The sequence below is a fragment of the Heliomicrobium gestii genome (assembly GCF_009877435.1).
GTDB classification, from domain to species: domain Bacteria; phylum Bacillota; class Desulfitobacteriia; order Heliobacteriales; family Heliobacteriaceae; genus Heliomicrobium; species Heliomicrobium gestii.
In genome coordinates, this window is the sequence record NZ_WXEX01000016.1 from 1 (window position 1) to 12,652 (window position 12,652).

12 protein-coding genes are annotated in these 12,652 nt (G+C 58.8%); 4 read left to right on the forward strand and 8 right to left on the reverse strand.

Annotated features, from left to right (window positions below; translation table 11 throughout):
* Positions 1 to 167 precede the first annotated feature (167 nt).
* The 4 genes from GTO89_RS15385 to GTO89_RS15400 all read left to right on the forward strand — a co-directional run bounded on the left by GTO89_RS15385 (position 168) and on the right by GTO89_RS15400 (position 3,558).
* The gene (locus GTO89_RS15385) at positions 168 to 449 is read left to right on the forward strand and encodes a spore coat associated protein CotJA (RefSeq protein ID WP_161262987.1); all 282 of its coding nucleotides are present in this window, start codon (positions 168 to 170) and stop codon (positions 447 to 449) included.
* Positions 450 to 469: 20 nt separating this feature from the next.
* Complete coding sequence (locus tag GTO89_RS15390; protein WP_161262988.1) at positions 470 to 727, forward strand: spore coat protein CotJB; 258 nt, start codon at positions 470 to 472, stop codon at positions 725 to 727.
* A 29-nt stretch (positions 728 to 756) separates the two neighbouring features.
* Complete coding sequence (locus GTO89_RS15395) at positions 757 to 1,329, forward strand: manganese catalase family protein (RefSeq protein ID WP_161262989.1); 573 nt, start codon at positions 757 to 759, stop codon at positions 1,327 to 1,329.
* Positions 1,330 to 1,620: 291 nt separating this feature from the next.
* Complete coding sequence (locus GTO89_RS15400; RefSeq protein WP_161262990.1) at positions 1,621 to 3,558, forward strand: CHASE2 domain-containing protein; 1,938 nt, start codon at positions 1,621 to 1,623, stop codon at positions 3,556 to 3,558.
* Positions 3,559 to 3,631: 73 nt separating this feature from the next.
* On the opposite strand, the gene GTO89_RS15405 is transcribed toward GTO89_RS15400, so the two are convergent.
* From GTO89_RS15405 to gpmI, 8 genes are all read right to left on the reverse strand, one after another.
* Positions 3,632 to 5,155, reverse strand: a complete 1,524-nt coding sequence (locus GTO89_RS15405) for an HD domain-containing phosphohydrolase (RefSeq protein ID WP_161262991.1) — start codon at positions 5,153 to 5,155, stop codon at positions 3,632 to 3,634.
* A gap of 264 nt (positions 5,156 to 5,419) precedes the next feature.
* On the reverse strand, positions 5,420 to 5,887 hold the full coding sequence (gene smpB / locus GTO89_RS15410; protein ID WP_161262992.1) for an SsrA-binding protein SmpB: 468 nt from the start codon (positions 5,885 to 5,887) through the stop codon (positions 5,420 to 5,422).
* A gap of 194 nt (positions 5,888 to 6,081) precedes the next feature.
* A complete protein-coding gene (locus GTO89_RS15415; protein WP_161262993.1) occupies positions 6,082 to 6,501 on the reverse strand; it encodes a PaaI family thioesterase in 420 nt (139 codons plus the stop codon).
* Entirely contained in the window at positions 6,498 to 6,908 is a 411-nt protein-coding gene (tatB, locus tag GTO89_RS17710) for a Sec-independent protein translocase protein TatB (RefSeq protein ID WP_161262994.1), read from the reverse strand. Before tatB ends, GTO89_RS15415 begins: the two co-directional genes overlap by 4 nt.
* A gap of 113 nt (positions 6,909 to 7,021) precedes the next feature.
* On the reverse strand, positions 7,022 to 9,082 hold the full coding sequence (locus GTO89_RS15425) for a sodium-translocating pyrophosphatase (RefSeq protein WP_161262995.1): 2,061 nt from the start codon (positions 9,080 to 9,082) through the stop codon (positions 7,022 to 7,024).
* A gap of 81 nt (positions 9,083 to 9,163) precedes the next feature.
* The gene (gene secG, locus GTO89_RS15430; RefSeq protein WP_161262996.1) at positions 9,164 to 9,388 is read right to left on the reverse strand and encodes a preprotein translocase subunit SecG; all 225 of its coding nucleotides are present in this window, start codon (positions 9,386 to 9,388) and stop codon (positions 9,164 to 9,166) included.
* A 252-nt stretch (positions 9,389 to 9,640) separates the two neighbouring features.
* Entirely contained in the window at positions 9,641 to 10,930 is a 1,290-nt protein-coding gene (gene eno, locus GTO89_RS15435; protein ID WP_161262997.1) for a phosphopyruvate hydratase, read from the reverse strand.
* 140 nt (positions 10,931 to 11,070) lie between these two features.
* Positions 11,071 to 12,594, reverse strand: a complete 1,524-nt coding sequence (gene gpmI, locus GTO89_RS15440; protein ID WP_211200752.1) for a 2,3-bisphosphoglycerate-independent phosphoglycerate mutase — start codon at positions 12,592 to 12,594, stop codon at positions 11,071 to 11,073.
* Positions 12,595 to 12,652: the final 58 nt, after the last annotated feature.

A 12,652-nucleotide genomic window follows, 5' to 3' on the forward strand; every position in this document is an offset into this window, starting at 1 on the left:
CGCCGCCATGTCCCCCCTGTCGCCCGAAGCCTTGCCCCCCGAAGCCCGAATGCCGGATGCCTGAGCCCAGACCACGAGTCGAACCGGTTGAATACGAACCCATGCCACCCTGTGGTCCGATGCCGATGCCCATGCCGGTCGAACCTATCGCCCTAGAGCCTATGCCAATGCCCATGCCTTGTGAACCGATGCCCGTGCCTATGCCTGTGGAGCCCATTGCCCGTGAACCGATGGACCACCGGCCTGCGCCCTGCGCCCCCTGTGAGTCCTATGATCCAGCCACCACCGTCCCGCCGGAGATGATGAAACCAGGCTGGAAGCTCGCCCGCGCCTATGTGCCCTACCAGCAGTACTGCCCACCCTTCTACCCTCCGGCCGAAGCCCTCTGCAAGGGCACGATTTTCCCCGGTCTCTACCGCCCCTACTGTCACGATCGGCGTCGTCGATGAGAGGGGAGGGAGGCTGACGCATGGACCGGCACCAGTTAGAACTGCTCCGGCGCATCCAGGAGTTGGAGTTTGTCGCCGTCGACCTGAACCTATTTCTGGACACCCACCCCAACGATAAAGCCGCTTTGCGGGACTTCACTCGTGTTACCGATGAGTTGAAAAAGCTAAAGCACGCTTACGAGCATCGCTATGCGCTGTTGACAGCGGGCGGGCATAATCCCGGACGGTACCCCTGGAACTGGATCGAAGAGCCCTGGCCTTGGGAAATCGAGTACTGATGATGCAGTCGGGAGGGTAGGAACGAGCGATGTGGATTTATGAGAAAAAGCTCCAATACCCGGTCCGGGTGGAACGGTGTGACATCGGCATGGCCAGATACCTTTTCGCCCAATACGGGGGGCCCGATTCCGAACTGGCTGCGGCTCTGCGGTATTTGACGCAGCGGTATTCGATGCCTACGAAAAAGGCTACAGGTCTTCTCACCGATATCGGGACTGAGGAATTGGCACACTTGGAAGTAATCGCCACACTCATTTACAAACTGACCAAGGATGTCCCTGCGGAAAAATTGCGTGAAGTTGGTCTCGGAGGTTTTTACGCGCAGCACGACAATGCGCTCTACTATGCGGACGCCAACGGTGTCCCTTGGACTGCCGCATACATTCAGGCAACCGGTGACCCTGTGGCGGACCTCCATGAGGACCTGGCAGCCGAGGAGAAAGCCCGGGCCACCTATGAACACCTCATCAATCTGACCGACGATCCCGGCGTCAAGGACGCCCTCCGATTCCTGCGGGAGCGAGAAGTGGTTCACTTCCAGCGCTTTGGCGAGGCGCTTGTTGACGTGCAGTTCTTTATGGATCGGAAACAGTGCTACTAGAGAAAAAAGGGTCGGACAGAGTGTCATAAAGAAGTCAGGAATTCCGTTCACTTTCTCCTCAACATTTCCACATTTCTCAAGGCGCAAATAAATCGTTACACAACAAACAAAGCACCGCTTCAGATCCCATGGTCTGAAAGCGGTGCTTTGTCGTTCCTGCCGAAGCGCTTGTCGTTGCATCACCGGTGTGCCGGGTTTTTCGGCAGTGTCTTTCCGATTTTCCTATGGTATGATTATCCTGTGTGACTTGTTTTTCCTGTGATAGACGCGCAAAGAAAGGAGCACGAAGCATTGAAAGCCGCCAAAGGCGCCGGTAGCCATCTTATCGCCCTCGGTCTTACCGTGCTCATGGCCTTTACCGCTGTCATCGGTCTCTGGGAACCCCTAGAGTCAATGGCCTATGACATGTGGCTGCGGGTGCGCGGTGTGCAGGCCACCAGCGGAGAGGTGGTCATCGTCGGGATCGATGACGCCTCCATCGCCAAGATCGGACGCTGGCCCTGGAACCGGGAAGTGCATGCCCAACTGCTGGACCGGTTGCGCGAGGCGAAGGTGGTCTCCTTCGATTTTACCCTTGCCAACGAAGCCGACCCGCAGGGTGACACCCGTTTGGCAGAGGCGATCGGACACCATGGTCATGTCGTCCTGCCCGTCTTTTTTACCTTTGAAAAGGAGGGCAATGACACCTATCAGGTGATGCGCCTCCCCCTCCCCGCCTTGCGCAAGAACGCCTTCAGCATGGGCTTTGTCAACTACCCCACAGAAGCAGACAACATCGTGCGGCGGACCATGCCGGTGACCGTCGATAAAAACCGGACCATTCCATCACTGGCCTTGGCCTCTGCCATGGCCGCCCAGGGTCTCGGACCGACCAAAGCGACCCTTGCCCCTGACGGAACCGTGCAGGCCGGAGACTTCGTCATTCCAACGGAGAACAACAAGACGCCGCTCCTCAACTTCGCCGGTCCGGCCCAATCCTTCCCCACCTACTCCTACCATCAAGTGTTGGACGGAACGGCGCCACCGGAGGCCTTTGCCGGCAAGATCGTCTTTGTCGGCACCACATCGCCGCTGCTCGGCGACATCTACAACACACCCTTCACGCGCAGCAACCTGGTGCTCGGCGGCAATCTGCCCACTCCCGGTGTGGAGCTGCACGCCACCGCCGTCGAAACCTTTTTGAACCGTTCTTACTACTACCGGGCGCCGGAAGCGCTCAACCTGTTCCTGCTCGCCCTCTTCAGCGCCGCTTCCTACACCGTGGCGTTAGGCTTAAAAGGGAAGCCCTGGCACAGCCTGGCAGCCCAACTCGCCCTCACGGCCGGCTGGATCGCCCTCAACGGACTCGTCCTGATTCGCGGCCACTACTGGCTGAATCTCGTGGCGCCCTTGATCGCCGGCTCCGTTACCTACCTGGCAGCCACTGTCTACAATTTCATTCTCGAACAACAGGAGCGCCAGAAAGTGAAGGGGCTCTTCGGCCGCTATGTCTCGCCAGCGGTCGTGAACGAACTGCTGGCCCATCCGGATTCGATCCAACTGGGCGGCCAACGCATCGACACGACGATCCTCTTTTCCGATATTCGTGGATTTACCGCTTACAGTGAAGGCCGCTCGCCGGAAGAGGTCGTTTCCCGGTTGAACGAATACTTCACCCGCATGACCGGCATCATTTTCAAACATGGCGGCACCCTCGACAAGTACATGGGCGACGGGATCATGGCCGTCTTTGGCGCCCCCATCGCCGATCCGAAACATGCCCGCCACGCCCTGGAGGCCTCCAAAGAGATGTGTGACGCCCTGGTCGAGATGAATGTGGTGTGGAAAGAACGGGGCGAGCCGCTCTTTGACCTGGGCGTGGGTCTCAATAGCGGTCCCGTCCTGGCCGGCAACATCGGCAGTGAGGAGCGCATGGACTACACCGTCATCGGCGAGGACGTCAACCTGGCTTCTCGGTTGGAGAGCATGAACAAGCAGTTCAAATCTCGCATCATCGTTAGCGAACGAACCGTGCGCTATTTATTGACCGGAGATGCAACCTCGCAGGCCAGCCAGACATCGGCTCCCCCTTTGCCCCAAAATGACACTGTTTTTACGGAGCCAGCGTCTATGCGTGAGCAATTGGCCCCACTTGGTCTGGAGGAGATTGGCGAGGTGGCCGTTCGCGGTCTCGTTCATCCCGTGAAAATCTACACCCTTCCCGCTTACAACGGCGATCGAACTGTATAGGAAGAAGTTGGCCATAGGAAAACCCTCCGAGCTCCGCTTCGGAGGGTTTTTGCGTGCTTTTTCGTTTCTTATCTTATTCAATCATTTCCCATACCCTTTGGTCACAGAAAATGCGGAAGAGCCCTTCGTCCAGCTTGCCATCTTTGACCATGAAACCCAAGATGCGCAGGGCATCTTCGACGGGCATGGCTTTTTTGTAGGGCCGATCCGACGCCGTTAGGGCATCGTAGACATCGACAAGGCTCAGGATGCGCGCTTCAACGGGAATGGCGTCGCCGGACAATCGCTGGGGATAGCCTTTTCCATCCAAGTGTTCATGGTGCATGGCCGCCCAGCGGGGGACGTTGGCCATTTTCGGTGGAAAAGGGACCTTGGCCAGGAGGCGCTCGGTCACCTCCACGTGGCCCTCCATCTGCCGCCGCTCCTCCTCGGTCAAGGTGCCGCGGAACACACTGAGAGCCTCCACCTCGGCCGCTGTCAGCCAGGTTTGGCGTTTTCCTTCCGCATCCACGTAAGTCCGTTCAGACAGCGATTGCAGCACCTGCACGATTTCTGGCGTGATTCGCCCGGCAGGATCGTCAGCCGCCACAATCATCTCGCGGATCCGCTGCCATTCCGCCCAGGCATCGTTCCATTCCGCCTCCACCCGTTCCTGTTCGGCCGGGACACCCTTCTCCAAAGCGACCAGCTTCGCCTCCAGGTAATCGCGCCGGAGAGCCGAAGCAATGGAATCCAGACGCAGCAAAACGATTTCTCGCCGGTCCCCGAGACGGGTCGCTTTGTTCATCACCGCCAGGGGCGTCGTGATCTTGCCGATGTCATGAAGCCAGGCCGACATGATCAATTGCTTTAGCCGCTGCTCATCAAAGAGTTCCGTCGCCCAAGGGCCTTCCTTCGTTTCGTTGATGGCCCGAGCCAGCGCTCCCGCCAGTTGGGCCACCCGACGCGTGTGGTTGGCGTTATAGGGGGTTTGGGCGTCAATGGCGGTCGCCATGACCTCCACGAAGGAGTTGAACAGTTGCTCGATGTCCTCTAGGAGACGGCGGTTGGTCATAGAGATGGCCGCCTGGGAGGCCAGGCTGGTGACCACCTTCTCCAAGTAGGGGGCGAAAGGGATCACCTTTCCTTCGCTGTCCTTGGCGTTGATCAACTGCAGCACGCCGATGATGTCCGACTCGTGGTTCTCCAGCGGCAACACCAGCATGGAACCGGTCCGGTAGCCGGTCATCTGGTCATACCGTTTCGGCCCCGAGAAGTCAAAGCCCTCCGCCTGGTAAACATCGGCGATGTTCACCACTTCCCGTTTGAGCGCTGTATAGGCCGACACGTTTTCCGGTCGCATCGGAACCGGTGGCAGTGTCACCGGCTCCCCCTTGCCGCCGGCGAAAACGTTCATGGTTTCATTATGGATGATCTTAAAGACGAGTTGGTCCCCTTCACAGAGGTAGAGGGTCCCTGCATCGGCGGAGGTGATCCGGCGCGCTTCTGTCACAATTCGATCGAGCAGACAGTCATGATCTTTTTCCGCCGACAGCGCGATGCCGATATCCAACAACGCGCCGACTTCTTCTAACGTATGGATCAATCGGGTGCTCATGTTCGATAACCCTTTCTTTGCGTGGCTGGTTGCTCACCGGATCTCCTAGTGCCTCGGTTCGTGTTCTCCCGTGGCAGGTACGACACTACTTAGTCACTACGCACGATGTACCTATCTAAGTATCTATTTGCCATCGTCCGTCGTCTTCCTGCTGGGCTTCCTGCTGGAATATTCCATTTTTTCTTCCATTCCAGCACAGTTTGCTTCGATTTGCGATACAAAAAAAAGCGCCACCGGCCTGCGGCAACGCTTTTTCGTTTCCCCTTATTCCCCTTTTTCCCGCTGCCGCATGGCGCGGGCCATCTCTCGTTCGGCGTCGCGGCGAGCGATATCGTCGCGTTTGTCGTAGAGTTTTTTCCCGCGAGCGATGGCCAACTCCAACTTGGCGTACCCCCGTTTTAAATAGATGCGCAACGGCACAAGGGTCAGGCCTTTTTGATGGGTAGCCGCGCTGAGTTTGCGGATCTCGCTCCGATTGAGGAGCAGCTTGCGCGTGCGCGTCGGCTCGTGGTTATAAATATTGCCTTGTTCGAAGGGGCTGATGTGCATGTTGTAGAGGAGAACTTCCCCGTTCTCGACACGGGCGAAGGAATCCTTCAGATTGCCTTTCCCTTGCCGGAGCGATTTGATCTCCGTCCCTTTTAATGCCATACCCGCTTCATAGGTTTCATCGATATGGAAATCGTGGCGAGCGCGCCGGTTCTCGCAGAGGACTTTATGGCCTTCGCCCATTCCAGCCCCTCCTTTCCGCGTCTCTCATGACTGTTCGTTGCCATTGCTTCGTGTTCAATTCATGTTCGGTCGAGCAAGGCCAACGCCGCTTCGCGCGTCGGCAGTGTTGACCGAGAATTCATGATTGATCGGTTCTTTTCTCTTCACTTGGCGTCAACTCTCTGTTTTGATAAACGTTTTGATCATACAGTTCTCTATTTCGCTGCTGGCAGGGAACCTTCCACAATGAGAAAGCGTCCGGTGGCCTCTGCCGCAACGCGCCCGTCGCAAAGGGTCGCTGTGGCCGCTGCGTCAATCACCTTTCCCCGTTCGCGAACGATGCGGGCAGCGACGCGGACCCGATCGCCTAACGGTACGGAGTGGCGAAAACGGACCTCCATCCGAGCCGTCACGGCGGGTATCCCCCGCGAAGACATCTGCCTTCCCATCACTTCATCCAACACCGTGGAGACCAAACCGCCATGGGTGATGCCGGCGTAACTCTGATGCTGCGGTTGAGGCGTGAAATAGGTCACATACTCTTCTCTCTCCCAGGCAAAGGAGAGGTGTAAGCCGATCGGGTTGTTTCGGCCGCAACAAAAACACATGCCCTCATCGGTCACATTGAGCGTCATCGGTTCTCTCCGTCCTTTTGCCCCACAGGCTTATCCACATGGGCCGGTGCGTCGGCTGGTGCAGTTACTGGAGCAGTAGCCTTTACAGGGGCATGTTGTTCGGCCCTTTTATCCGCTGGTTCACCCAACAGGGTTTCTTTCGCCTTTTCTGCGACGTACCCTTGGGGGTCGGTCATCACTGAGCGGGCTTCCCGGACAGGAGCAGACGCTTCCTGGATCGTGTTTTTTACGTCTTTGACCGGTTCCATGGCTTCATTCATTTGTGATTTCAGCCCTTCGGTGGCGCGGCGAAATTCGCCGAGCGCCTTGCCCACGCTCCGTCCGACCTCCGGCAATTTGCTGGGACCGAGGACGATGAGGGCGACGATGAAGATCAGCACAAGTTCGGGAAAGCCGATGTTAAACACGGCAAGGGCTCCTTTCGAGAATAGGATAGGCCCATTATACCACACTTTGTCCGAGGAATTGAAAGACACCGGAACCGTCGCCGGTCCCGGTGTCGATAGGGGTCATCAATACCTTACAGGTTCAAGAAGGGGGCGATGATCAGGGAGATGGTGCCGGTCACCTTGATTAACGCGTTCAATGACGGGCCGGCCGTATCCTTGAAGGGGTCGCCAACGGTGTCGCCGATGACGGCGGCGGCGTGGGCTTCTGTCCGTTTGCCGCCGTGTTTGCCGCTCTCGATGTACTTCTTGGCGTTGTCCCAGGCGCCGCCAGCGTTGGCCATGAAAATGGCCAGGAGGACGCCTGCCACGGTCACGCCGGCCAGCATGCCGCCCAACGCCTGGGCGCCGAAGCCGAAGCCGACGATGAGCGGGGTGATGACAGCCAGCAGACCGGGGGCGATCATCTGGCGGATGGCCGCCTGGGTGGAGATGTCAACGCATCGGGCGTAGTCGGGTTTGGCTTTGCCTTCCATCAGGCCGGGGATCTCCCGGAACTGGCGGCGAACCTCACCGATCATCTCAAAGGCAGCCTTGCCGACGGCTTCCATGGCAAAGGCGCAGAAGAGGAAAGGCACTGTGCCGCCGATGAAGAGGCCGATGATGATCTTCGGTTCCAGCAGGTTGAGGATGAAGTGGCTGCCGGCGAGCGCCTTCGATACGCCGGGCGACTTGATCACTTCTTCGGCAAAAGCGGTGAACAGCGCCAGCGCGGTCAACGCCGCCGATCCGATAGCGAAACCTTTGGCCACGGCAGCCGTTGTGTTGCCGACTGCGTCCAGCTTATCCGTCTTTTTGCGAACTTCCGGTCCCAGTTCGGCCATCTCGGCGATGCCGCCAGCGTTGTCAGCGACCGGTCCGAAAGAGTCGATGGCGACGACCATGCCGGCGGTGCAGAGCATGCCCATGGCAGCCATGGCGATGCCGTAGATGCCGGCGAAATGGTAGGAGACAGCAATCGCAATGACAATCACAATGATGGGTAACGCAGTCGACTTGAGACCGACGCCGATGCCAGCGATGATGTTGGTTGCCGGTCCAGTCAGGGACGACGACGCGATATGTTGGGCCGGCTTATAATTGTAGGAGGTGTAGTATTCGGTGACCCAACCGACGGCCACGTTCACGAGCAGGCCGCTGACGACAGAGATCGTCAGGCCCAGGGGCACACCAGAGGGAAAGGCGCTCGGATTGGCGACGCCCACACCCTCGAAGAGAGAAGCGGCGATGAAGTAGGTGGCGACGGCCGTGAGGAGGTTGGTGCCCCAGAGGCCTTTGTTCAACGCCATCTGCGGATCGCCGTCCTCGGTGGTGCGGACGAAAAAGGAGGCGATGATGGCGGCGACGATCCCGGCCGCGCCGATCAGCAGCGGGTAAAAGAGCCCCTCCAACCGGTTCGGGAAGACGGTGACGCCGATCAGCATGGCGGCGATGGTCGTGGCCGCATAGGATTCGTAAAGGTCGGCGCCCATACCAGCCGTGTCACCCACGTTGTCACCGACGTTGTCAGCGATGACGGCGGGGTTGCGCGGATCATCTTCAGGGATGCCGGCCTCGACCTTGCCCACCAGGTCGGCGCCCACATCAGCCGCCTTGGTGTAGATGCCGCCGCCGACACGGGCGAAGAGGGCGATGACAGAGGCGCCGAAGGCGAAGGAGTTGATGATCACGGCATCCTGGAAGACGATGTAAAGCACAGAGACGCCGAGCAGACCGAGACCGGCGACTGACATGCCCATGACGGCGCCGCCCCGAAAGGCGACCGAGAGGGCTTCATTGAGGCCGCGCATGGCCGCAGCCGTCGTCCGGGCGTTGGACTTGGTGGCGATGGTCATGCCGACATAGCCGGCGACGGCGGAAAAGCCGGCGCCGACCAGGAAGGAGATGGCCTGCCCCCAGGCGAGCTTCTGGTTGCCCCAGTTGCCGACCAGCAGGGCGCCGAAAATGATCAGGGCAAAGGGGATGAGGGTCTTGTACTGGCGGTTCAGAAAGGCCATGGCCCCTTCAAAAATGGCCTGAGAGATCTCTTTCATGCGCTGAGTCCCTTGGTCCTCTTTTAACACGCTCATGGCCAGATAGGCGGCAAACAGCAGGCTGACGACGCCGGTGGCCGCCGCAATCAACGGGTAATTCACGGAGTGTTCACGCTCCTTATGTTATTCCCGTATTCTTTGACACTCTACCAAGTAACCCCAGAATATGCTAACCCCAGATGATTACCCCACCATGGACAGCCCCAAGGCGCTAAGCAAGAAAAGAGCGGCAAATACCATCGTCATCTTGCTGAGTAGGTCATCGAGCCCTTTCTTCTTGCCAAAAAAGCTTTCAGCACCGCCTGCGATCGCGCCGGACAGTCCCGCGCTTTTTCCGGACTGCATGACAACAGAGGCCATTAAGCCGAGGCTGGCGATGACATGAATAATAATGATAAATGTCTGCAAAATTACACCTCCCCTACTTTACTCCTGGCATTTTTAACATAAGAATTTTAGCACGTCCACCAGATAAAGACAAGGCAGCGGGCTTGATCGTGAGATTGTTTGCAATGCAGCAACCTCACCTTCATGAATCGTCTTGTAAGAAAGAGAAGGGGATCCGGGTCGGTAACCCGGATCCCGTAGCCCTATTTTACCCCAGTCAAATGCAATACATACCATGGACGGATGTTGATGGCAACCGTTCCGCGTCGATTCTTACCGGCGCTCCAGGTTGAAAAAGGTCTTCTTGCCGCGATAGAGAGCGCGTTCGTCCAGTTCCTCTTCGATCCGCAGCAGTTGGTTGTACTTGGCGACCCGGTCCGTGCGGGAAGGAGCGCCCGTCTTGATCTGGCCGGCGTTGACGGCGACAGCCAGATCGGCGATGGTGGCGTCTTCCGTCTCACCGGAGCGGTGGGAGATGACCGTCGTGTAGCCGGCCCGGCGCGCCATTTCGATCGCCGCCAGCGTTTCCGTGATCGAGCCGATTTGGTTGACCTTGATCAGAATGGAGTTGCCGACGCCGGTTTCAATGCCCTTTTCCAGCTTCTCCGTATTGGTGACAAAGAGGTCGTCGCCGACCAGTTGCACCCGCTTGCCGAGGCGATCGGTGAGCAGCTTCCAGCCTTCCCAATCATCCTCGTTCAGGCCGTCCTCAATCGAAACGATGGGGTAGCGGTTAACCAAGTCTTCCCAGTAGTCGACCATCTCGGCGGAAGACTTAACCTTGCCCTCCCCTTCCAGGTGGTACTTGCCGTCCTTGAACATCTCGGAAGCGGCAGCGTCAACGGCCAGCAGGATCTCTGTCCCCGGGTTGTAACCGGCCGCTTTGATCGCCTCGATGATCACCTGCAGCGCTTCTTCATTGGAGGACAGGTTGGGGGCAAAACCGCCTTCATCACCAACAGCCGTGTTCATCCCCTTGCCCTTGAGCACTTTTTTGAGGGCATGGAAGACTTCGACGCCCATGCGCAGGCCCTCGGAGAAACTCGCCGCGCCGATGGGCATGACCATGAATTCCTGGATATCCACGTTGTTGTCGGCATGTTTGCCGCCGTTGAGGATGTTCATCATCGGAACAGGCAGTTCCCGGGCGAAGACACCGCCGAGGTACTGGTAGAGGGGGAGGCCGACATACTGCGCAGCCGCTTTGGCGCAAGCCATGGAGACGCCCAGGATGGCGTTCGCCCCGAGGCGGCCCTTATTCGGCGTGCCGTCCAGTTCGATCATCCGCTGGTCGATGTCCATCTGCCGGGTCACGTCCCAGCCGATCAGTTCCGGCGCGATCTCCAGGTTCACATTGTCGACAGCGTTCTGTACGCCCTTGCCCAAGTACCGCCCTTTGTCGTCGTCGCGCAGTTCCACCGCTTCATAAGCGCCTGTGGACGCGCCCGACGGCACGGCTGCCCGACCCAGCGTCCCGTCTTCCAAGACCACATCAACCTCAACGGTCGGGTTCCCACGGGAATCCAGAATCTCACGAGCATAAATTTCAGCGATAACAGACATGAATCGATTCCTCCAATACGTATTGATTCTTTGGTTATTGTGTACATTTTTGTCTTGCAATTATAGACTCGTTTCCGGTTGGGCAAGCCATCAAGCGAGCAGCTGCGAAGCTCGTAGCGAACAGGCCAATGGACCCAACCCTACGAGATCAGGGACTTCCCTGTCATCTCCGGCGGCGGCTGCACGCCAAGCAGGCCCAGCAGCGTCGGCGCGATATCCTCAAGGGCGCCTGCAGCGCGCAGTCGCCGGTCTTTATGGCGGTCACTGACGAGCATGACCGGCACCAGATCGGTCGTATGGGCCGTATGGGGCCCGCCGTCGTTGGGGTCGATCATCATCTCCACATTGCCGTGATCCGCCGTGATCACTAACGCGCCGCCTTTGGCCAGCACCGCCGGCACAACGCGGCCCAGGCACTGATCGACCGCCTCGACCGCTTGGATCGCCGCCGGCATCATCCCGGTGTGCCCCACCATATCGGGATTGGCGAAGTTGAGGATGATCACGTCGTATTTCTCCGCCTCGATCTCGGCCAGCACCTTTTCGGTCACCTGCCCGGCGCTCATCTCCGGCTGGAGGTTGTACGTCGCCACTTTCGGCGACGGCACAAGGATGCGCTCCTCGCCTGGATTCGGCTCCTCTACGCCGCCGTTGAAGAAGAAGGTCACATGGGCGTACTTCTCTGTCTCGGCGATGCGCAACTGCCGCAGCCCGGCTTTGGCGATCACCTGGCCGAAGGTGTTCTCCAGGTTTTGGGGCAAAAAAGCGACCGGCGCGTCAATGGTAACGTCATACTGGGTCAGGCAACAGAAGTGCACCTGCGGCGCCTGGGGACCGCGGTCAAAACCGGCGAAATCGGCATCCACAAAGGCCCGTGTCAACTGACGGGCCCGGTCGGCCCGGAAGTTGAAAAACAGCACCGAGTCGCCGTCGCCGACGGTGCCCCTGGGCTCGCCCTGGCCGTCGACGATCACCGTCGGCGGCACGAACTCATCGGTCACGCGGGCATGGTAGGCAGCCTCCACAGCGGCGGCGCCCAAGGTCGCCTTCTCTCCGCAACCATGAACCATAGCGTCCCAAGCCTTTTGCAGGCGATCCCACCGTTGATCCCGATCCATCGCGTAGTACCGGCCGCTCACGGTGGCCAACTGCCCGCGGCCGAGCTGTTCCAGTTTCTTTTCCAGGGCGTCGATATACTCTTTGGCGTTGGCCGGCGGCACATCACGGCCATCCAAAAAGGCGTGAACAAAGATCCGCTCGACGCCTCGCGCCACAGCCATATCTAAAAGAGCAAAGAGGTGGTCGATGTGGCTGTGCACGCCGCCGTCGGAGAGGAGCCCCATCAGGTGCAGGGCCTTGTCCGTCCCCTTCAGTCGATCCATCGTATCCCCAATGACCCGGTTCTTGGCCAAATCGCCCGTCTCCACCGCCTTGGAGATGCGCGTCAATTCCTGGTAGACGACGCGACCAGCGCCGATATTCAGGTGCCCCACTTCGGAATTGCCGATCTGCCCTTTCGGCAGGCCCACATACTCGCCGGAGGCTTGGATGGCCGTATGGGGATAGGTCTCCCATAGGCGTTGATAGTTGGGCAGGTTGGCGACCTTCAGGGTGTTCCCTTCCACCTCTTCCCGCAGGCCCCATCCGTCAAGGACGATGAGCATGACTGGCTTCTGTTGCGTCGATGCTGGCAATGGTGTCACTTCCTTATCCTTGAATGCC